Genomic DNA, 19,072 nt, shown 5'->3' with positions numbered 1-19,072 from the left:
CCTTGGCCGACCACATGCGCCTTTCCCTCGACATCATGTCGGTCGACCGCGCTTCGGAAGAACCGATGCATCGTCAGATCTACGGCGCCTTGCGACGCTTCATCCTTGACGGCCAAATCCCGCAGAACACGCTGCTGCCGTCGACGCGCTCGCTGGCCGAGGATCTGAAGGTCGGGCGCAACACGGTCATCGCCGCCTATGACCAGCTCCTTGCCGAAGGTTTTATCGAGGCGCGCGCCGGATCGGGCACCTGGGTGGCGCCGATCCAGCAGAACCGCCCTTTGGCATCCCTGCGCGCCGGACTGGCAGCGCCGCAAAAGCTGTCGCGGCGCGGCCAGACCATCGTCAACGGCCCGCAACCGCCGCGCAATGCCGGCGTTATCAATTTCCATCCGGGCGTGCCCGAAACGGCGTCGTTTCCGTTCACCATCTGGTCAAGTCTTCTGGTGCGCAATGCACGCAGCCGCGACGAGAGCCTGCTTGGTTATCTCTCCTTTGCCGGCCACCCCGGCCTGCGTCAGGCCATTGCCTCGACCATCGGCCTGTCGCGCGGCATCAGCTGCACCGCCGACCAGGTGATCATCGTCACCGGTGCGCAAGCAGCGCTCGATCTCGTCTCGCGCGTGCTGATGGACGAAGGCGACCATGTCTGGATGGAAGAGCCCGGCTATCTCGGCGCCAAGAGCGCCTTTCTCGCCAGCGGCGCCAAATTAGCACCGTTGAAGGTCGACAGGCGCGGCTGGCATCTTGCCGATCCGGAGCTGCCGCCGCCGCGGCTGATCTATGTGACGCCATCCTGCCAATGGCCGTTCGGCACCATCATGCGCATCGAGGAGCGGTTGCAGCTGCTCGACATCGCCGAACGCAACGGCGCCTGGATCGTCGAGGATGACTATGACGGCGAATACCGGTTTCGCGGCCGGCCGGTGCCGGCGCTACGCGGGCTCGATCATGCCGATCGCGTCGTGTATATCGGCAGCTTCGGCAAGACGCTGATCCCGGCGCTGCGCATCGGCTATCTGATCGTGCCGCGCGAATTGTCGGTGCCGTTCGACCGGGCGGTGAGCATCACCGGCCAGTTCGCGCCGCTGATCCTGCAGGCAACGGTCAACGACTTCATCACGCAGGGCTATTTCGCCACGCACCTCAAGCGCATGCGCCGGCTCTATGCGCGCCGGCAGGCGAACTTCGTCAAGCTGTGCCAGGAGCATCTGGCCGAATGGCTGACCGTCACGGAAAACGATTCCGGCATGCAGCTGCTGGCGAGCTTCCTCAGGCCCTATAAGGACAGTGACGTGGTCGCCGCCGCCCTCAAGGAGGGGCTCGACGTCCAGGGCATCTCGATCAACTACCATTCCACAGAACCCGAGCACGGCCTGCTGCTCGGCTATGCGGCGATGGACGAACGCCAGATCCTGCGCGCAGTGCTGGCGCTGCGCGCCGCGTTCCTAAGGTTGGATAGAAGCTAGGGCAAGCTTCGCCATCCGGGCTTTCCGGCGCCGGCGCATGTTGCCTGGGAAGACCGGGAATTCCTTGGAACCCGGCTAGGGACGCCGATGCAGCCAAGGCAGCGCCCGCTTCGCTCTCTCGGTGCGACGAGATCGCCCCCATGGATCAGCCACGCGCGCGCTTTACCCTACTGCTTGATCTCGGGTTCAACGAGCTTCGCCAGATTTCGCAGCGACTCCTGCCAGCCGAGATAGCAGGCCTCAACTGGGATGACGTCTGGAATACCGGCCTGCGTGATATTCACTTCGGTGCCGACCGATACTTTCTTCAATGTCACGGTCACCTCGATCTCGCCGGGCAGGTTGGGGCCGTCGAACCGGTCGGTGTAGCGCAGTTGCTCATTGGGCACGAGCTCGACATATTCGCCGCCGAACGAGTGGCTGTCGCCGGTGGTGAAGTTGCGGAAGGACATTTTGAACGTACCGCCGACTTTCGCCTCGAAGTGATGAACCGTGCAGGTGAAGCCATTCGGCGGAAGCCATTTCGCAAGTGCATCCGCTTCGAGGAACGCGCGGTAGACTTTCTCCGGGGTTGTTGTCAGAACGCGGTGCAGCCGTACGGTGCCGGGCATATCGTTAATCCTCCGTGTTGGTGATCGATGCCCCCTAGGACGAGCGGAGCCCGGCCTATCCGACACGGGCCTGCGGATTTTTTGACGACCGGTTATGCCGGCCGGAATCCTCGCCCGGCTGCCGGACATGGAACTCGGCCGCAGGGTAGCAAACCGCGTCGGAACTGGTCTAGTTCACACTGTCGAACTTCTGCAGATCAACCGGTGCCGCCTTGCGCAATTCGACATCATCGAGCGAAGCATTCTCCAGCGCCACCCGCGCCGCCGCGTCGATGTTGTGGATCATGTCCTGAATATCGGTATCGCTGTGCGCCGGGTTCATGGCGACCATCACGGTGCGGTTGAGGATGTCGAGCGAGCGCTTGCCGAGGTCGTCGGAATAATCCAGCCGCAGGCCCTGGTTCTCGGGCAGTGCGTAAGGATTGAGCGCCGGATGATGCGCGCCTTCATGCATCAGCACCTGGTCCCACTGGGTGAAATTGTGGCGGCCGGTCTTACCGGCAACGACACTGGGAATGGTCTTCGAAAACGTCTGCGCCGCCTGCTCGCTCGGCAGCAGATACATCACCTGAGCGGCGCAATCGTCGTCCGGGCTGTTCATCGGCGACGGCGTCAGACCAAGATTGCCGAGGTGGCGGGTGCCGGCCAGCACCTTCTTCTTCTCGGCCCGCATCGCCTCGATGATGCCGTCCAGCCGGTCGAGCTGGACGTTGAGCATCGCCCCCATCAGTTCGGAAGCACGCGCGCCGATGCCGGCGAAGGGTTTGATGCTGTCGCTCCTGCCCTGCCAGTAGAAATGGCAAGGGTCGATGGCGCAGCGCGCCCGCTCCGCTACTTTCGGGTCGCTGGTGGCGATGCCGCCGCCCTCGCCCGATGTCATATTCTTGAAGTAGTTGAAGGAATAGGCGCCGGCATGGCCGATCGAGCCGAGCTTGCGGCCCTCATAGCCGCCGCCGATTCCCTGGCAGACATCCTCCAGCACCAGCAAACCGCGCTTGGCCGCAATGTCCATGATTGCATTCATGTTGCAGGCGGCGCCCCACATATGCACCGGGATCACCGCCCTGGTGCGCGGCCCGATGGCATCGCGCAAGGCGATGGGATCGATGGTCAGGCTCTCGTCGATGTCGATGATGACGGGAATGGCCCCGACCGAAAGCACCGCGGTCGCGGTCGCCATATAGGTGTGCGCAGGCACCAGCACTTCGTCCCCCGGGCCGATGCCGAGGCCGATCAGGCCGGCGGCGAGCCCATAGGTGCCGCTGGCGGCAAGCGCGAAATGCTCGACGCCGAGGTGCTGCGCATAGCGGGCCTCGAAGCGGTCGCATTCGCTGTCCTTGCCGTAACGAAACAGCGCGCCCGAGCGGATCACCCTGGCAATGGCTTCGATTTCCTCTTCGCCGGCGGTGTACATGACAGGCCTCCAAGTTACTTGGTAGTTTGGGTCACTTGATAATGTGGTCGCTTGATGGTGTGGACAGCTGTAGGCTTGTCGGCACAGTTTGAAAGAACCACTCCGCCGCTATTCGACCAAGCCATCTGCGCCCGGAAGACGGTTCCTATGACTGGTTTTGAACCCTGATTGGGGAAATCGGCAGCTAAGTGTCTCAGCCGGCAGGCAAATTGTACCCATCCGAATTCGCCAAAGTGGCCCTGTCGGAAAGGCAGGTTTCGGCGTTCCATTCCGGCCAGTTGGGCAAACGGTTGGTTCCATGAAATACGGGACACACTTTGGAAGACCCCCGAAGCCGATATGCCGGCGGGAAGGCGGCCATTCGTGAACGCCGCCGGCTCCAGCAAGCGGATCGTGCTCCACGAGGACGATGTCGGCATGTGCCACGGCGCCAACAGCGCCTTCCTCGAATTGAGCGGGCTGGGTGTCTGCAGTTCCGGCGCGGTGATGGTGCCGTGCCCCTGGTTCCTCGAAATGGCCGAGAGCGCCGCCGCCAACCCTGGCCTTGACCTTGGCGTCCACCTGACGCTGAACAGCGAGAAACAGCATTACAAATGGCGGCCGTTGACCGCGCGATCGCGGGCGGCCGGCCTGACCGACGAGTTCGGCTTCTTGTGGCCCGATGTGGCGACCACGCGCCGCAAGGCGGTGCCGCAGGCGGTCGAGGCCGAGCTTCGCGCCCAGATCGACACCGCCTATCGCGCTGGCATCGACGTCACCCACCTCGACGCCCATATGGGCGCGGCATTGTCGCCGGAATTTTGCGACATCTACATCAAGCTCGGGCTCGAATATCAGCTGCCCGTGTTGTTGACCAAGACCCTGTCCGCCTATTCCCCCAACGACAATCTGGTCGGCGTCACCGAGGAGGCGTTCCAGCGTGGCGTGGCGCTGGCCCGTGCCGGCGGCTTTGCCATTTTCGACGCCGCCATCCAGACGACCTGGGGCCGGCCGCGTTCCAGGCCGATCGAGCCCGCTTACAAAGCGCTCATCGAGGGTGTGCGCGAGGGCCTGACCTTCTTTTGCCTGCATTGCAACGCGCCAGGTGAACTCGAGCTGATCGAGCCGCGCTCCGCCTATATCCGCACCGAAGAGTACGAGCTGTTCCGCGACCAGGGCTTTCGCGACTGGCTCGCCGCGCAGCCGATCGAAGTCATCGGCATGAAGCCGTTGCGCGAGGAGCTTCGCGCAACACTCCCGGCCGGGCGAGCATCAACAACGGCCCGCGGCAGCAACGCGGGCGAACAGCGATTGGCGTCGGCAAAGGCCCGCAAAGCGGCCACCCGATCCGCGACGTGAGCCGATCGTCGCGGCCGGAAAACGGCGCCAGAGGGATTGGAACTGCAACGACAAATGGGAGAATAAGATGAAAACTCTTCTGAAAGTGGCATTGGGCGCCTTCGTCTCGGCGGGCCTGATGACAGGCATCGCGCATGCCGCGGGCCTCAAGGATCCGAAGGACGTCCGCATCACCTTCGTGGTGCATGGGTCGGCGTCCGATCCCTATTGGTCGGTGGTCAAGCGCGGCGTCGATGATGCGGCCGCCCTCACCGGCGCCAAGGTGGAATATTACGCGCCGCAGGTCTTCGACGTGGTCGAGCAGGCCCGGCTTCTCGACGCCGCCATCGCCACCAAGCCGGACGGCATCGCCGTCTCCATCGCCGACGCCAATGCACTCGGCAAATCGGTCAAATCCGGGCTTGCCGCCAATATTCCCATGGTGGTTCTGGATTCCGGCGAAAAGGAAGGCGCCGAGCTCGGCACGACGCTCTATGTCGGCACCGTTTCCGAATATGATTCCGGCAAGAAGGCCGGCGAGCGGCTGGCCAAGGAAGGCACGCTCAAGGTCGTCTGCATCAACCACGAGGTCGGCAATGTCAGCCTCGACCAGCGCTGCCAAGGCCTCAATGACGGGCTGAAGCCCTCCGGCGGCGGCACCGAGGTTCTGGCCGTGGCGCCGGATCCCGCCGATATCCAGCGCCGCACCGAAGCCTATCTGTCGGCGCATCCCGATACGCAGGCCGTCTTTGCGCTTGGTGCCACCGCCGCCAATCCGCTGATCCCGATGTTCCGCGACAAGGAACTGTTCGGCAAGCTCAAGCTCTACACTTTCGACATCAGCCCGGAGGTCCTCGACTCGGTCGTCGCCGGCGAAATGGGCTTCGGCATGGACGCCCAGCAATATCTCATGGGCTATCTGCCGGTGATCTATCTGGTCGAGCAGGCGACGCACGGCTTCTGGCCGCAGAACAACGCCTATACCGGACCGCTGTTCATCGACTCGCCCGAAAAAGCCAAGGCGATCCTGGCCCTCGCCAAAGAGGGCATTCGCTAGCAAGTTCCGACGGAACGGGAGAATGCGCCAAGCGCTCTCCCGATCCGTTCGAAGATTGCGAATTGAGCGATTGGGGAGCCTAATGACGATCGTGGAAGACAACGCAGCACCTCCAGCCGAACTGAAGGCGACCGACCGCTTCGGCATGACGTCGAAGCGGGCCGCCGGCGCCGACGAACGGCTGGCCAGCACCGGCAAGCTGACCCAGTGGCTGCGCCGGCCGGAGGCTGGTGCCGCCGGCGGGCTGCTTGCGACGATCATCATCTTTGCGCTGCTGCCGGGCGCGGCGAACCTCTATTCGCTGCAGGGGTCGATGACCTTCCTGACGCTGTCGGCGGAGCTCGGCATCGTCGCCACCGCGGCGGCACTTCTCATCATCGCCGGCGAGTTCGATCTCTCGGTCGGCTCCATGGTCGGCTTCGCCGGCGTCGTCATCGGGCTGACGGTGAAGTACTGGGGTCTGCCGCTATGGGGCGGCATTGCCTGTGCCTTCGCCGTTGCCATCCTCACCGGCTATCTCAACGGCCTGATCGTGGTGAAGACGCGCCTGCCCTCCTTCATCGTCACCCTCGCCACGCTCTATATCCTGCGCGGACTGTCGATCGGCATCACCCGCGCCGTCACCGGCCGCACGCAGATCCCCTACATACTCGAAGGCGCACCGGACCCGGCGACGGCCGGCATTTTCAACGGCCATCTGCTCACCGGCCTGTTCCGCTGGATGGGCGCGCAAGGCTGGATCGCCACCCGCAGCGACGGCATTCCCTTCGTCGCCGGCATTCCGATGTCGATCGTCTGGTGGCTCGGCCTGACGGCGCTGGCCGGCTACGTGCTCACCCAGACGAAATACGGCAACTGGATCTTCGCCACCGGCGGCGACCTGATCGCAGCCCGCAACGTCGGTGTGCCGGTAGATCGTGTCAAGATCAGCCTGTTCATCTACACCGCCTGCGCGGCGACCCTGCTTGCCACCATCCAGGTGATGGAGGCGGGCTCCGCCGACACCACGCGCGGCCTGCTCAAGGAATTCGAGGCGATCATCGCCGCCGTCATCGGCGGCGTGCTGCTCACCGGCGGCTACGGCACCGTCTACGGCGTGTTGTTCGGCGCGCTGATCTTCGGGCTGGTGCAGATGGGCATCTTCTACACCGGCATCGACACCGACTGGTTCAAAGTCTTCCTCGGCATCGTCATCCTGATGGCCGTGCTGGTCAACAACTACATCAGGCTGAAGGCGCTCGGCCGCGGAGGTGGCAAATGACTGCGCCAGCAATGGAACTGCGCGGCGTCAGCGTCAATTTCGGTTCGGTGCGCGCCCTCCAGGACATCGACATCAAGGTCTATCCGGGCGAGGTCCACTGCCTGCTCGGCGACAACGGCGCCGGCAAGTCGACGCTGATCAAGGTTCTGTCCGGCGTCTACCGGCCGAGCAAGGGCGAAATCCTGGTCGACGGCAAGCCGGTCACCTTCCGCAGCCCGCGCGACGCGCAGGAGCTCGGCGTGGCAACGGTGTTCCAGGACCTCGGCATGATCTCGCTGATGTCGATCACCCGTAACTTCTTTCTCGGCCGCGAGCCGACCAAAAGCAGCCTGCCCTTCTCGCGCATCGATAAGGAACGCGCCAACACCATCGCCAGGCAGGCGATGGCCGATATCGGCATCGACGTGCGCGACCCGACGCAGGCCGTCGGCACGCTGTCGGGCGGCGAGCGCCAGTCGGTGGCAATCGCCCGCGCCGTGCATTTTGGCGCGCGCGTGCTGATCCTCGACGAGCCGACCTCCGCACTCGGCGTCCACCAGGCGGCGATGGTGCTGAAGTTCATCATCGAAGCGCGCATGCGGGGTCTGGCCGTGATCTTCATCAGCCACAACATCCACCATGCCTATCCGGTCGGCGACACCTTCACGCTGCTCAACCGCGGTCGCAATCGCGGCACCTATGCCAAGTCGGAAATCTCGCGCGACGAGGTCATCTCGATCATGTCGGGCGGCGAGGATCTGAAAGCGGTCGAGGCGGAGATTGCCGGCCTGCTCGCCCAGATCGACAACCGGCCGCCTGCGGCGCCTTGAGCTGACATCAGGACATTGCGGGGAATGATTGCATGAGCAGGTTACGCGTCGGGGTCGTCGGCGCCGGCATGGTCTCGCAAGTCGAGCATATCCCCAATCTGCTGCGCCTCGGCGAATTGTTCGAGCTGGTCGGGGTCGCCGATCCCTCCAGGATTTCGCGGCAGTTCGTCACCGACACCCATGGCATTGCCAATTTCGAAACGATCGACCAGCTCTTCGACCAGCGCCTCGACGCGGTGGTGATCGGCTCGCCGGACCCGCTGCATCACGAACAGGTGCTGGCGGCGCTGGCGCGCGGCCTGCATGTCTTTTGCGAAAAGCCGCTCTGCTATTCGCTGGCGGAAATCGCCGAGATCGTCGCCGCGCGCGACGCCGCCAGGAAGATTGTTCAGGTCGGCTATATGAAGCGCTTCGATCCGAGCTACCGGCTGGCGCTCGCTTCGCTGCCGGGCACATCAAGCACGCTGCGCTCGGTCTCGGTGGAAGTGAACGATCCCGACGCCTGGCCGTTCATTGCCCATCAGCCCTACAGGCGCGGCACCGATATCCCCGAGGACATGATCGCCGCCGTCGCCGCCAAGCAGAAGCGCCAGGTCGAATACGCCATCGGTGTTCCCGTGACCAAGCTCGCTTTCCGTGGATTTACCGGCGCTTACAGCTCGGCTTTGATTCACGACGTCAACGCCGTCCACGGCCTGCTCGACGCGCTCGGCGTGCCGGACGGCGAGGTCGTCGGCGCGCAGATCTTTGCCAATGGCGACGGCGGCCAGGGCGCCGTCAAGCTTTTGGACGGGCAGGCGCTGTGGACCATGACCCATCTCACCGTACCCAAGCTCGCCGACTACAAGGAGCGGATCACGCTGTTCTTCGACGATGCCAGCCTGGAGCTCGAATTCCCCTCGCCCTGGCTCAACCATCATCCGACGCGGCTGACGGTGACGACCTCGCACGGTCACATACTGTCGAAGAAAGATTTGCGCGCCGGCTACGCAGAAGCCTTCGTCGAGGAGATGCGTGGCTTCTGGGCGGCGATCGTCAATGGCGACCCCGTCGTCAACCCGCCCGAACACGCCGCCCGCGACCAACAGCTGCTCCTCGGCCTGACCCGGCGGCATCTCGCGACCGCACCCTTCGACTGAGTGCCTGTAGCCGAACGGCGGCTACCTGGACTTGATGACGCTGTCGGTATTGGCCAGCAGCTTGCGCACCGCATTGCGCGCCGCGTCCGGCCGCTGCAGGCGGATGCTCTTCTCGATTGCCTCATGCAGCCTCTGCGCATGCTGCAAATCGTCGAGTTCCCGCGTCGTAAAAGCGAACAGATGATCGAACGCCGATTCGATCAGCACGCCGAGCGGCACCAGCAGGTCGTTGCCCGAGGCGCGCAGGATGGCGAGATGAAACCGCGTGTCGGCGCGCGTGCGCTCCTGCAGGTTGGTTGCCTCGCCCATCTCGCGACAGGCCTGGCTGATCTCGGCCATCTGCTCGTCGGTGCGCCGCATCGCGGCGAAGGCGCTGGCCTCCGGCTCGATGATGTGGCGGAATTCCTGCACCGTCCTGAGGAACACCTCGCGGTCCGGCGAGGTCGCATACCAGGCCAGCACGTCGCGATCGAGCAGGTTCCAGCGCTCCTTCGGCTCGACCCAGCTGCCGATTTTGGGACGTGACGACAAAAGACTCTTCGCCATCAGCATTTTGATGGCTTCGCGTACCGCCGAGCGGCTGACGTCGAAGGTCTCCGACCATTTGGCTTCGTTGGGCAGGATGGTTCCCGGCGGATAGTCGCCGCGCACGATCCTCAGCCCGATTTCGTTGGCCAGCGAGGCGTGCACGCTCGATCCCGGCATGCGTGCCGCATCGGCCCGGCGAACACCGCTCGTGCGTTCGGCGAACGCCTCGGCCGCTGTCTTTCCCTTATTCGGCTTCGCGTCCCGCATGGCTCCACAAAGTCCGGATTTGGAGGCGTGTCAAGGAGATGAAATCGACGGCAATATCTCAGTTTGGTTTTCCGCCTCGGTCCCCTCGCCGACATCGCGCTTTGCCGAACGCTCACGCCGGAGCGGCACGAACGGCTTCTGTTTGTCCCGACTGAATTCCTCGATCAGGAAATCAAGGAAGACGCGGATTTTCGGGGCAAGATGCTGGCGTGCCGGATAGACCGCGTAGAGCGTGGTTTCGACCTTTTCCCAGTCATCCAGAGCCGATTGCAGCCGGCCTGCTGTCAGATCGCTCTCGACATAGGGATAGGGGATCAGGCTGACGCCGAAACCGGCGCGCAGCGCATCGCGCACGGCAAGGCTTGACGACACCGAATATCGTCCCTCGATGGCGATCCGCTCGCTGCGGCCGTCCTTGCGGAACTCCCATATGTCCGCATGCCCCGAGAGGCTGAACCGGATGCAATTGGCCGCCTTCAAATCGGCAGGCGTTTTGGGCCGGCCATGCTTCTCGAAATAGGACGGAGCTGCGCAAAGCACGTGCGGCATGACCGCAAGCTTTCTCGCGACCAGGCTGGAATCCTCGAGATTGTCGCTGCCGCGAATGGCTAGGTCAAATCCCTCCCGCACGATATCGACGCGCCTGTCATCAAGATGCAGGTCGAGTTTCAAATCGGGATAGCGCGATAGAAACGCGGGAATGCCAGCCGAAAGCCGCGTCAACGTGACGGTCATCGGCGCGCTGACCCGCAACGTCCCGCTCGGCGCCGTCTTGATGGGACCCAGGACCTGGTCGGCCCTGGCCAGCGCATCGAGCCCCTGCGTGACATGCTCCAGATAGATCCTGCCCTCTTCGGTAAGCGCCATGCGCCGCGTCGTCCGGTTGATGAGCCGCACGTCCAGATGCGCCTCCAGCTCGGCGATGTTCTTGCTGATCGCCGGAGGCGAGAGGCCGAGCCGCCGTCCGGCTTCGGCAAAGCTGTTCAGTTCCGCCACGTGGCGGAAAACCTGCAACGCCGTCAGGCGATCCATCGCACCATTCTCTTCCAGTAAACAATGTCTTTCGATTGTCACATATTATCGCTCGTTGGTAAATTCTCTATCTGCTTCCCGAACGGCTTACTCAATTTCGGAATGACATGATGACCAACCCTACAATCTCCCTTATCGAGCGGCGCATGTCGGCCAATCGGTTCGATCCCTCGCACGCATTGATGGATACCGAGGTCGAGGAGCTGGCACGCCTCGCAACGCGCGCGCCAACCGCCTACAACCTTCAGAATTGGCGGTTCATCGCCGTGCGGACGCCGGAAGCAAAGGCGCGGTTGCGCAGCGTGGCCCACGGCCAGGCCAAGGTGCAGGAAGCAGCGGTCACCTTCATCGTCTGCGGCGTACTGCCCGACCACGCCGCCCTCAATGCAAGGCTGCTTCCTTTCGTCGAAGCCGGCTTCATGCCGGCGGATATGGCTTCGGGCTGGCAGGAAGGCGCCCGCGCACAATATGCCGATCCTCGGGCGGCCCGCGACGAAGCGGTGCGCTCGGCAACGCTTGGCGCTGCAACGCTGATTTTTGCAGCCGAAGCGCTGGGGCTCGTCGCTGGTCCGATGGGAGGCTTCGATGCCGAAAGCGTGGCCCGCGAGTTTGGCCTTGGGCGCAATGAAGTGCCGGTGATGCTCATCGCGATCGGCCGCGCCGCGCCCGGAAACTGGCCGCAAAAGCCGCGCCGCCCTCTTGCCGAAGTACTGGAAATCTTATGAAAACGCGCCGTTTCGATCTGTTGCTTACAGCCATTGCACCGGCGATATGGGGCAGCACCTATATCGTCACCACACAGTTCGTGCCGAATTTTTCCCCGATGACGGTCGCAATGCTGCGAGCCCTGCCCGCCGGATTGCTGCTGCTGGCGATCGTTCGGCAACTTCCGGCGGGCATCTGGTGGCTGCGCAGTTTCGTGCTCGGAGCCCTCAACATCTCGATCTTCCTGAGCCTGTTGTTTGTCGCCGCCTACCGGCTTCCGGGCGGGGTCGCGGCGACCGTGCTGTCGGTCCAGCCGTTGATGGTGATTTTCCTTGCCTCTGCCCTGCTTGGCAGCCCTGTCCGCCGGCTGTCGATCCTCGCCGCCCTTGTCGGGATCGCAGGTGTCGCGTTGCTGGTGCTGACCCCGAACGCGACGCTCGATGCGGTCGGCGTTGCCGCCGGCGTCGCCGGGGCGGCCTCCATGGCCTTCGGAAGCGTATTGTCGCGTAAGTGGCAACCGCCAGTATCGCTGCTTACCTTCACGGCATGGCAGCTGACCGCTGGCGGTCTGCTTCTCGTTCCGGTGGCGCTGCTTTTCGAGCCTTCCATCCCGCTCCCGACCGGGGCCAACCTGCTTGGACTGGCGTGGCTCGGGCTGATCGGCGCGGCGCTGACCTATGTCCTCTGGTTCCGGGGCATTGCGCGGCTGGAATCTTCGGTGGTGTCGTCGCTGCTTTTCCTCAGCCCGGTGACCGCCGTGCTGCTTGGATGGGTACTCCTGGACCAGACGCTGACCTTGCCTCAAATCGCCGGCGTCGTTTTCGTCATCGGCAGCATCTGGCTGGCTCAACGCCCTAGTCGCAACGAATCATGAGCCTGGGCGGTAGTGGGTCAGTTTGAAACCAACCGCCAGATCGTCCAATAGTAGACTGCCACATGCGCCGCTTCGAATGCTGCCAGTGTAGCTGCAAAGGCTCCGACCAAAGCGACGGAAGGATGCCGATCGAGCCATGACGGTGGCTGGTCGCCATCGCTCTCTTTAAGAGCTACGAAAATCGGTCTCCAGGTAGCGATGGCGCGAAGCCCCGTCCAGACAGCGGCCCAGATCAAAACAAATTCAAGGGGGAAGCCCAGAGCGGCGAAATAAATCGGACCGATTACAGACACCAATGGAACAAGAATGTTCATTTAGGGGGGCGCTTCTTGTAAGGGCCACGCTTCATCGGCTTTTCTGCCTCTTTCGCTTCGACTAACGCAACGATGTCGCAAATCTCCCATAGCTTGCCGGTTACGCCAGCGGCCATTGCCGGGGTCATGCGAAGCGAAGCATGGATGCGGACGAAGTTGTAATACATGAAGTGCAGAGCCACGGCGTTGGCCTTCCGGGTAATGGTGCGGATAGCTTGGCCCTCGACCAGCAGGTGAAGGATTTTGGAACGGTCGCGGTGCGAGGTTGTTCATGCCTTCACTCTGGCAGAGTGAGGCTTTAGTCAAGCGCTAGGCCGTCAACTCATAATCGCGAAATGACCGAGGTTGTGGAATTAGTCTCCTAGTTCCGTTGAGGAACAAGGCCATCAAGTCCCTCTGAAATCCGTTCAAGGGCTGCGACTAGCGACCCATTTTCGAATGGCTCGATCAAAGCTCCGTCCATGAACCGGTCGTCGGCGTGATTTTCTTGTAAACGCCAGTAGACCTCCCTGACGTCCATCGAAGCGAGATCGTTGGGGTCAAGTGGGAGCCAACGAGCCCGCCCAGTTCGCTTCTTTTCTAGAAACGGCTTCAACCATCTCATGTCGAACGTAAAGGCGTTGTATAGGGCAAAAAGATCCTGCTCTACGTCATTGTAGAGACGGTTTTGTTCATCAAAGAATTCTGCCCGTGTCAGGGATCGCAGCTTATCGACCATTAGCGCAATACGAGTACGCCACTCCGCTGTGTCCATGTCTTACAACTCCTTCGACATCAAACTCGTCGCAATCCGCATCTGGCTACGCGGTAATGAGTCTACGTCTTAGGGTCACTTTCCCTGGCCCGCCAACTTGTTTCGGCGGATCGTTCGGCACTATGGTCAAGCGGCGGAGGATCTGCCGATGCCACAACGCCCTTATGATGAGCGCCTACTCCGTCAGGCGTTCGAGATCGCGCGCAAGGCCCGCGATGCCGGCGAACATCCCTTTGGTTCGCTCCTCGCCGACAAGGACGGCAATGTGTTGCGCGAGCAGCCCAACGCTTACAAAGCCGGCGGGGGCGACCGCACCGCTCATGCCGAAAGGCTGCTGGCCTCGTGGGCGGGGATGAATATCAGTCTCGAACAGCTGGCCTCCTGCACACTCTACACTTCGGCCGAACCTTGCGCGATGTGCTCCGGGACAATCTATTGGGCGGGCATCGGACGGGTCGTCTTTGGGCAGAGCGAACACGACCTCAAGGAGTTGACGGGCGCACATGTCGAGAATCCCACACTCGACCTGCCCTGCAGGATCGTCTTCGAAGCTGGGCAGCGTCCGACTGAAGTCGTCGGCCCGCTGCTTGCCGATGAAGCGGCGCAACTCCAGGCCGAATTCTGGAAAGACAAGTAGGGTTCAGGACTCGTTGATGCAGAGGCAGAGGCGACTGCTGACGTGGACTACGACCTAGGACGTAGACTCATGCCGTTTAGCACCCGCCGATCATCGACGCGCGGCATCCCTCGCGGCTTGTTGGGCAACAGCGGCTCGATCACGCGCCATCCGAAGTCGGTCAGATCATATCGGCTCATGCAGAGCGTGAATCAGATTCCTCCGCAATATGAAAGTCCCGGTCGGAAAACGACCCCATTGCGGACCTACGCCCAACAAGGATATGTTGCCGCCGCGCGCGTAGGCATCCCGCTTCACCATCGCGCATGTTCCATGAAAGCAAAGAATAGATTCGACTCGCTCATGCACGCGGTCTGTGCTGGTCATGGGTATTGTGGAGGAATGCACGGCGACAAGTTCATGCATGTCACCGATTTTATTCCTCAATCCGGTGATGTTACAGCGGACCAATTCGTGGAATGGGTATTTCTAGCTGAATATGAGAATGAAAGTGAACGAATGTCTCCCAGGTGGGATCGGCATCGCCAGAGGATACGAGACTTTTTCGTTGAGCATATGGGATCAGACGTCGTCGATGCCAGCCAACTAAAATGGGGCGTGAAGGGCTAAGCCAACCCCTTTGCTCTGCTTCCCACCCATCGCGGTTATACCGCATTTATGAGTTCACGTGCCTAGAGGCCGGTGAGCAATTTCTTAAGCAGAGCGTTAAGAGTTTCCTGCTCCGCCAGCGTCAGCACGGAGATTAATTGCTCTTCCAGCGCCACCATTGGACCGATCAAATCGTCTATCGCGCGCTTGCCGCCAGTCGTCAGCGCAATTTGCTTGCCGCGCCGGTCGTTGGGATCGGGGCGTCGTTCAACCAGCCCGGCGCGCTCCAGCCGGTCCAGGCGGCTCGTCATGCCGCCCGAGGAGATCATTGCCGATTCGTAGAGCTGAGTAGGTGAGAGCATATAGGGTTCACCGGCGCGCCTGAGCGGCGTGAGCACATCGAACTCACCTACATTCAGGCCTGCTTCTTTGAGCAACGGGTTCATGTGATCGCGGATAACCCGCGCGGCGGCATCGAGCAGGCGACCTACCGTTTCAACAGGCAACAAGGGAAGATCGGGGCGCTCGCGAGCCCATTCCTTAGCTGCGGCCTCGGCGCGATCCATGTCAAATATTCCCTTGCCAAAATGTATCTTGCAATCAAGATACATTGCATCTACTAACATTGCAGCAAGATAATAGCGCAGCGCGCATCCCTGGAGAAAGCGAAATCGATGCCCAAAATGATTTTCGTGAACCTGCCTGTCCGTGACCTGTCAGCGTCGACGGCGTTCTACGTGGCGCTAGGCGGCACTGTGAACCCACAGTTTTCGGGCGAGAAATCCACCTCGCTCATGTTCTCGGACACGATCGGGGTGATGCTGCTGACCCATGACCACTACCGCGAATTCACTACACGCCCAATCGGCGACGCACGGCGCGACAGCCAGGCAATGATCGTCCTCACTGTCGATAACCGCGACGCCGTCGATTCAACACTAACCAGCGCGGTTGCGGCGGGCGGTCGCGCCGATCCCAACCCGGCACAGGATCTTGGCTTCATGTACAACCGCCACATTGAAGACCCAGATGGCTACGTTTGGGAAATCGTGTGGATGAACCAGACGGCGAACGCCTGAACGTAGGGTGTGGGCGCATCGGTCGTAGCGGGTCCTGAGCCTAGCCTCATGACGAGAAATTCGGTGCTGCCCAGTGCCGGTTTCGCGTCAGGTACGCCCGTCAGGTCGTCTTGACATATTTCCGCCAGCTGTGCTCCGGCCGGAAGCCGAGTATGTCCCGTGCCTTGCGGTTGGAGAGCAGCGTCTCGTATTCGCCAAGTTCGCCCTTAACCGGCACATCGGGGTAAAACCGCTTCAGGAGTTCGGCTGTCGGCAGGTCGGACGAGGTGTCGTCATTGGCGGCGTTGAACACCTGATAGCCGAGCCCGTCCTTCTCGATGGCGCGCAGCGTGATCTGGCCGAGGTCGCGCGCGTCGATATAGCTCCAGGCGATGCGCTTGCGGAAACCCGGATCGGCGAACCATTTCGGAAACAGCGAGTATTCATGCGGCTCGATGACGTTGCCGATGCGCAGGGCGTAAATGTCGGTGCCATCGCGTTGTGCAAACGCCCGCGCGGTCTTCTCGTTGACGACCTTGGACAGCGCGTAGCTGTCCATCGGATCGACGTCGTACTCCTCGTCGAGCGGGAAATGCGTCGGATCGCGCGGTTCGTTGGCGAAGACCAGGCCGTAGGTCGTCTCGCTGGAGGCGATCACCACCTTGCGGATGCCGAGCTTCACCGCAGCCTCGATCACGTTGTAGGTGCCGAGCGCGTTGATGCGGAACACCTCATTGTCGGGCGTGATCATGATGCGCGGGATCGCCGCGAAATGCACCACGGCATCGACCGGCTGCGTGCGCAGCGACGGGTCGAATTCATGCAGGCCCATATAGCTCGACAGCGCATTGAACACCTGCCCGCTATCGGTGATGTCGGTGATCAGCGTGCGCACCTTGGGATTGTCGAGCGGCTTGGTGTCGATGTTGAGCACCTGGCAGCCCTGCTCGACCAGATACTGCACGACGTGGCGCCCGGCCTTGCCGCTGCCGCCGGTGAACATGATCCGCTTCGTCATTTTGCTCTCCCTGGAATTCATGTGTATTGTCAGACAATATCGAACTCTGCAATCGCCTGCCATGGCATGCGGCAAAAACCCGCTTCAACAATTCGCCGGCAAGGTGCAGCGCCGTCATCCATCATTGCAAAATAGGACGAAACGACATGAACACGACCGCCGCGAGCGAAAAGATCGGCTTCATCGGGCTTGGCCTGATGGGGCACGGCATAGCGAAGAACATCGTCGACAAGGGCTATCCGCTGACGTTTCTCGGCCGCAAGAACCGCACGCCGGCGGAAGACCTGCTCGGCCGGGGCGCCAGGGAAGCGGCGACCTCGCGCGACGTCGCGGCGGCATCCGATATCGTGTTCATATGCGTCACCGGCTCGCGCGAGGTCGAAGCCATCATCCGCGGCCCCGGCGGCCTCAAGGAAGGCCTGAAGCAGGGATCGGTTGTCGTCGACTGCTCGACCTCGGATCCTGTCTCGACGGTGGCGCTGGCCGCCGAGCTCAAGGCGCTCGGCGTCGATTATGTCGATGCCCCGCTCAGCCGCACCCCGAAGGAGGCCTGGGAAGGCACGCTCGACGCCATGGTCGGCGCGCCCGACGCGGTCTTTGCCCGGCTGAAGCCGGTGCTCGAAACCTGGGCCGGGCGCATCGTCCACATCGGCGACACCGGTGACGGCCATCGCATGAAGCTGCTCAACAACTTCATTTCGCTCGGCTACGCCGCGATCTATTCCGAAGCGCTGGCGTTGGCGCAGAAGGTCGGCATCTCGCCGCCGCGCTTCGACAGCGTCATCCGCAACGGCCGCATGGATTGCGGCTTCTACCAGACCTTCATGCGCTGGACGCTGGAAGGCGACCGCGAAGCGCACAAATTCACCATAGCCAACGCCTTCAAGGACCTTACTTATCTGGAATCGATGGCGGGTGCTGCCGGCATCGCCAACCCGCTCGGCAACGCCACCAAGAACGCCTTCGCCGGTGCCTTCGCGGCCGGCCCCGCCGACCAGTATGTGCCGATGCTGGCCACGCATATCGGCAAGGTCAACGGCGTCGACCTCATGCCGACCAGGGATGGCAAGAAGCAGACGATCTGAGAACGTTGGGATTAACGTCTGGGAGTGTCGCAAAACACCAACATTCGACTGCCGCAGGCTAGTTCGTTTGCACAGAGGATTTGGTTCTTCGATTGAGCCCGAAAGGAACTGTAGACGTTCGCTGCCGACCAGCTACAGCCGCCAATCTCCAACGCTGGCGATTAGCCACATGCCACCACACCTTCGTCATCCCAGGGCGGAGCAGGAGCGAAGCGACGTCGCGCAGACCCTGGGATCCATGCCGTGACATCCGCCGAAGAATGCAGCGGCTCAGAGCGGCGCTTGCATCCGCCATTGCGCTCGTTGCCGTTCCACCATGACCGCGAGCCAGAAGCTGCTGAAGCACTGGCTCCACCAATGGGAGACCGAATTGATCGAGACGACCAGTCCCAGAGTGCTTCGAGCTTTTTCGTAGGACAGGGGTGGCAGCGTTTGGTTCTGGTCCGCTGGAGCACTGCCGCAAGGTAAACGGCATGGATCCCAGGGTCTGCGCCGCGTCGCTTCGCTCCTTGCTCCGCCCAGGGATGACGAAGGGAGGATTTCGGCTAATCTCCTAAATTTGCGATTTGCCACCGACAGGAATGATCGACCTTCGTTGCCGGTTGACCCGACTTACACGCTATTGGCCGAGAAACGATCGAATTAGCGCCTAGACCGGCCGATAACGTCATCTGTATTCGCGAGAAGTCTGTGCACCGCAGCACGCACAACTTCCGATCGGAAGACGCCAGAAACAAAAAACCCGCCTCGGGAGGCGGGTCGTTGGAGCCAATTAGCACCATACCCAAGTTACTAGCATAGCTGCCGGCACAAAGCAAGAACAAAATACGCCGCGGCGGTAAAAAATCCACAGCCCGGTGCAATCATCACCGTCGTGACCGCCCGATAACATCGTCGGTGTTGGCGAGAAGCCTGTGCACCGCGGCACGGGCTGCGGCCGGCCGCTGCAGGCGGATGTTCTTCTCGATCGCCTCATGCAGCCTCTGCGCATGCTGCTGGTCGCTGGTTTCGCGCGTGACGAAAACAAACAGGTGATCGAACGCCGATTCGATCAGCACGCCGAGCGGCACCAGCAGGTCGTTGCCCGAGGCGCGCAGGATGGCGAGATGAAACCGCGTGTCGGCGCGCGTGCGCT

At 62.1% G+C, this 19,072-nt stretch carries 20 protein-coding genes and 2 pseudogenes; 11 read left to right on the top strand and 11 right to left on the bottom strand.

Translation table 11 applies throughout. The features are described from left to right. Positions 1 to 2 precede the first annotated feature (2 nt). The gene (gene mocR / locus NKH23_RS30950; protein ID WP_352912701.1) at positions 3 to 1,469 is read left to right on the top strand and encodes a rhizopine catabolism transcriptional regulator MocR; all 1,467 of its coding nucleotides are present in this window, start codon (positions 3 to 5) and stop codon (positions 1,467 to 1,469) included. 167 nt (positions 1,470 to 1,636) lie between these two features. On the opposite strand, the gene NKH23_RS30945 is transcribed toward mocR, so the two are convergent. Continuing rightward, positions 1,637 to 2,080 carry an SRPBCC family protein gene (locus NKH23_RS30945; RefSeq protein ID WP_352912700.1) on the bottom strand — a complete coding sequence of 148 codons (444 nt, stop codon included), beginning with the start codon at positions 2,078 to 2,080 and terminating at the stop codon, positions 1,637 to 1,639. A 169-nt stretch (positions 2,081 to 2,249) separates the two neighbouring features. Next, positions 2,250 to 3,494, bottom strand: coding sequence for a DegT/DnrJ/EryC1/StrS family aminotransferase (locus NKH23_RS30940; RefSeq protein ID WP_352912699.1), 1,245 nt, complete (start codon positions 3,492 to 3,494; stop codon positions 2,250 to 2,252). 363 nt (positions 3,495 to 3,857) lie between these two features. On the opposite strand from NKH23_RS30940, the gene NKH23_RS30935 reads away from it, so the two are divergent. The 5 genes from NKH23_RS30935 to NKH23_RS30915 all read left to right on the top strand — a co-directional run bounded on the left by NKH23_RS30935 (position 3,858) and on the right by NKH23_RS30915 (position 9,077). Further along, positions 3,858 to 4,832 (top strand): polysaccharide deacetylase family protein, encoded by a 975-nt coding sequence (locus tag NKH23_RS30935; RefSeq protein WP_353036306.1) that lies wholly within the window; start codon positions 3,858 to 3,860, stop codon positions 4,830 to 4,832. Positions 4,833 to 4,899: 67 nt separating this feature from the next. Beyond that, positions 4,900 to 5,868, top strand: a complete 969-nt coding sequence (locus NKH23_RS30930; protein ID WP_023675817.1) for a rhizopine catabolism ABC transporter substrate-binding protein — start codon at positions 4,900 to 4,902, stop codon at positions 5,866 to 5,868. Positions 5,869 to 6,013: 145 nt separating this feature from the next. Then, on the top strand, positions 6,014 to 7,129 hold the full coding sequence (locus tag NKH23_RS30925) for an ABC transporter permease (RefSeq protein WP_352978865.1): 1,116 nt from the start codon (positions 6,014 to 6,016) through the stop codon (positions 7,127 to 7,129). Next, the gene (locus NKH23_RS30920) at positions 7,126 to 7,938 is read left to right on the top strand and encodes an ATP-binding cassette domain-containing protein (RefSeq protein ID WP_352978839.1); all 813 of its coding nucleotides are present in this window, start codon (positions 7,126 to 7,128) and stop codon (positions 7,936 to 7,938) included. Before NKH23_RS30925 ends, NKH23_RS30920 begins: the two co-directional genes overlap by 4 nt. Before the next feature lie 32 nt (positions 7,939 to 7,970). Beyond that, positions 7,971 to 9,077 carry a Gfo/Idh/MocA family protein gene (locus tag NKH23_RS30915; RefSeq protein WP_352912697.1) on the top strand — a complete coding sequence of 369 codons (1,107 nt, stop codon included), beginning with the start codon at positions 7,971 to 7,973 and terminating at the stop codon, positions 9,075 to 9,077. Between the two features lie 21 nt (positions 9,078 to 9,098). On the opposite strand, the gene NKH23_RS30910 is transcribed toward NKH23_RS30915, so the two are convergent. After that, positions 9,099 to 9,872, bottom strand: coding sequence for a FadR/GntR family transcriptional regulator (locus tag NKH23_RS30910; RefSeq protein ID WP_352912696.1), 774 nt, complete (start codon positions 9,870 to 9,872; stop codon positions 9,099 to 9,101). A gap of 30 nt (positions 9,873 to 9,902) precedes the next feature. Continuing rightward, entirely contained in the window at positions 9,903 to 10,904 is a 1,002-nt protein-coding gene (locus NKH23_RS30905) for a LysR family transcriptional regulator (RefSeq protein ID WP_352912695.1), read from the bottom strand. Between the two features lie 110 nt (positions 10,905 to 11,014). Between NKH23_RS30905 and NKH23_RS30900 the strand changes: the two genes are divergently transcribed. Both NKH23_RS30900 and NKH23_RS30895 read left to right on the top strand, forming a co-directional pair. Next, positions 11,015 to 11,629 carry a nitroreductase family protein gene (locus NKH23_RS30900; protein ID WP_353036304.1) on the top strand — a complete coding sequence of 205 codons (615 nt, stop codon included), beginning with the start codon at positions 11,015 to 11,017 and terminating at the stop codon, positions 11,627 to 11,629. Then, positions 11,626 to 12,483 (top strand): EamA family transporter, encoded by an 858-nt coding sequence (locus tag NKH23_RS30895; protein WP_352978845.1) that lies wholly within the window; start codon positions 11,626 to 11,628, stop codon positions 12,481 to 12,483. The genes NKH23_RS30900 and NKH23_RS30895 overlap by 4 nt, the downstream gene beginning before the upstream one ends. Before the next feature lie 17 nt (positions 12,484 to 12,500). Here NKH23_RS30895 and NKH23_RS30890 read toward each other — a convergent pair whose 3' ends face one another. The 3 genes and pseudogenes from NKH23_RS30890 to NKH23_RS30880 form a co-directional block, all read right to left on the bottom strand. Next, positions 12,501 to 12,797, bottom strand: coding sequence for a hypothetical protein (locus NKH23_RS30890; RefSeq protein WP_352912692.1), 297 nt, complete (start codon positions 12,795 to 12,797; stop codon positions 12,501 to 12,503). Next, a pseudogene (locus NKH23_RS30885) lies at positions 12,794 to 12,988 on the bottom strand (IS1 family transposase); the annotation flags it as partial. The gene NKH23_RS30890 and the pseudogene NKH23_RS30885, both read right to left, overlap by 4 nt. Positions 12,989 to 13,158: 170 nt before the next feature. Beyond that, the gene (locus NKH23_RS30880) at positions 13,159 to 13,551 is read right to left on the bottom strand and encodes a hypothetical protein (RefSeq protein WP_352912690.1); all 393 of its coding nucleotides are present in this window, start codon (positions 13,549 to 13,551) and stop codon (positions 13,159 to 13,161) included. Positions 13,552 to 13,699: 148 nt separating this feature from the next. On the opposite strand from NKH23_RS30880, the gene NKH23_RS30875 reads away from it, so the two are divergent. After that, entirely contained in the window at positions 13,700 to 14,188 is a 489-nt protein-coding gene (locus NKH23_RS30875; protein ID WP_352912689.1) for a nucleoside deaminase, read from the top strand. A 50-nt stretch (positions 14,189 to 14,238) separates the two neighbouring features. On the opposite strand, the pseudogene NKH23_RS30870 reads toward NKH23_RS30875, so the two are convergent. Both NKH23_RS30870 and NKH23_RS30865 read right to left on the bottom strand, forming a co-directional pair. Beyond that, positions 14,239 to 14,367, bottom strand: a pseudogene (locus NKH23_RS30870) (IS5/IS1182 family transposase); the annotation flags it as partial. A 492-nt stretch (positions 14,368 to 14,859) separates the two neighbouring features. Next, on the bottom strand, positions 14,860 to 15,342 hold the full coding sequence (locus tag NKH23_RS30865; RefSeq protein WP_352912688.1) for a MarR family winged helix-turn-helix transcriptional regulator: 483 nt from the start codon (positions 15,340 to 15,342) through the stop codon (positions 14,860 to 14,862). A 108-nt stretch (positions 15,343 to 15,450) separates the two neighbouring features. Here NKH23_RS30865 and NKH23_RS30860 point away from each other — a divergent pair, with 108 nt between their 5' ends. Continuing rightward, positions 15,451 to 15,855: a VOC family protein gene (locus NKH23_RS30860; RefSeq protein ID WP_292658994.1), complete on the top strand. Its 405-nt coding sequence runs from the start codon at positions 15,451 to 15,453 to the stop codon at positions 15,853 to 15,855. A 100-nt stretch (positions 15,856 to 15,955) separates the two neighbouring features. On the opposite strand, the gene NKH23_RS30855 is transcribed toward NKH23_RS30860, so the two are convergent. Further along, on the bottom strand, positions 15,956 to 16,852 hold the full coding sequence (locus tag NKH23_RS30855; RefSeq protein ID WP_352912687.1) for an NAD-dependent epimerase/dehydratase family protein: 897 nt from the start codon (positions 16,850 to 16,852) through the stop codon (positions 15,956 to 15,958). Between the two features lie 146 nt (positions 16,853 to 16,998). On the opposite strand from NKH23_RS30855, the gene NKH23_RS30850 reads away from it, so the two are divergent. Then, positions 16,999 to 17,937 (top strand): NAD(P)-dependent oxidoreductase, encoded by a 939-nt coding sequence (locus tag NKH23_RS30850; protein ID WP_352912686.1) that lies wholly within the window; start codon positions 16,999 to 17,001, stop codon positions 17,935 to 17,937. Between the two features lie 866 nt (positions 17,938 to 18,803). On the opposite strand, the gene NKH23_RS30845 is transcribed toward NKH23_RS30850, so the two are convergent. Next, a partial coding sequence (locus tag NKH23_RS30845; protein WP_353036301.1) for an FCD domain-containing protein occupies positions 18,804 to 19,072 on the bottom strand: 269 nt, incomplete at its 5' end.

The sequence above is a fragment of the Mesorhizobium sp. M1328 genome (assembly GCF_040318075.1).
Classification (GTDB): Bacteria; Pseudomonadota; Alphaproteobacteria; order Rhizobiales; family Rhizobiaceae; genus Mesorhizobium.
This window is presented reverse-complemented; position numbering and strand designations above follow the sequence as displayed.

Excerpts from the sequence above, each read along its gene's own strand:
- NKH23_RS30945 (WP_352912700.1), bottom strand. The coding sequence starts at position 2,080 with ATGCCCGGCACCGTACGGCTGCACCGCGTTCTGACAACAACCCCGGAG.
- NKH23_RS30940 (WP_352912699.1), bottom strand. The coding sequence starts at position 3,494 with ATGTACACCGCCGGCGAAGAGGAAATCGAAGCCATTGCCAGGGTGATC.
- NKH23_RS30930 (WP_023675817.1), top strand. The coding sequence starts at position 4,900 with ATGAAAACTCTTCTGAAAGTGGCATTGGGCGCCTTCGTCTCGGCGGGC.
- NKH23_RS30925 (WP_352978865.1), top strand. The coding sequence starts at position 6,014 with ATGACGTCGAAGCGGGCCGCCGGCGCCGACGAACGGCTGGCCAGCACC.
- NKH23_RS30920 (WP_352978839.1), top strand. The coding sequence starts at position 7,126 with ATGACTGCGCCAGCAATGGAACTGCGCGGCGTCAGCGTCAATTTCGGT.
- NKH23_RS30915 (WP_352912697.1), top strand. The coding sequence starts at position 7,971 with ATGAGCAGGTTACGCGTCGGGGTCGTCGGCGCCGGCATGGTCTCGCAA.
- NKH23_RS30910 (WP_352912696.1), bottom strand. The coding sequence starts at position 9,872 with ATGCGGGACGCGAAGCCGAATAAGGGAAAGACAGCGGCCGAGGCGTTC.
- NKH23_RS30905 (WP_352912695.1), bottom strand. The coding sequence starts at position 10,904 with ATGGATCGCCTGACGGCGTTGCAGGTTTTCCGCCACGTGGCGGAACTG.
- NKH23_RS30900 (WP_353036304.1), top strand. The coding sequence starts at position 11,015 with ATGACCAACCCTACAATCTCCCTTATCGAGCGGCGCATGTCGGCCAAT.
- NKH23_RS30895 (WP_352978845.1), top strand. The coding sequence starts at position 11,626 with ATGAAAACGCGCCGTTTCGATCTGTTGCTTACAGCCATTGCACCGGCG.
- NKH23_RS30890 (WP_352912692.1), bottom strand. The coding sequence starts at position 12,797 with ATGAACATTCTTGTTCCATTGGTGTCTGTAATCGGTCCGATTTATTTC.
- NKH23_RS30880 (WP_352912690.1), bottom strand. The coding sequence starts at position 13,551 with ATGGACACAGCGGAGTGGCGTACTCGTATTGCGCTAATGGTCGATAAG.
- NKH23_RS30875 (WP_352912689.1), top strand. The coding sequence starts at position 13,700 with ATGCCACAACGCCCTTATGATGAGCGCCTACTCCGTCAGGCGTTCGAG.
- NKH23_RS30865 (WP_352912688.1), bottom strand. The coding sequence starts at position 15,342 with ATGGATCGCGCCGAGGCCGCAGCTAAGGAATGGGCTCGCGAGCGCCCC.
- NKH23_RS30860 (WP_292658994.1), top strand. The coding sequence starts at position 15,451 with ATGCCCAAAATGATTTTCGTGAACCTGCCTGTCCGTGACCTGTCAGCG.
- NKH23_RS30855 (WP_352912687.1), bottom strand. The coding sequence starts at position 16,852 with ATGACGAAGCGGATCATGTTCACCGGCGGCAGCGGCAAGGCCGGGCGC.
- NKH23_RS30850 (WP_352912686.1), top strand. The coding sequence starts at position 16,999 with ATGAACACGACCGCCGCGAGCGAAAAGATCGGCTTCATCGGGCTTGGC.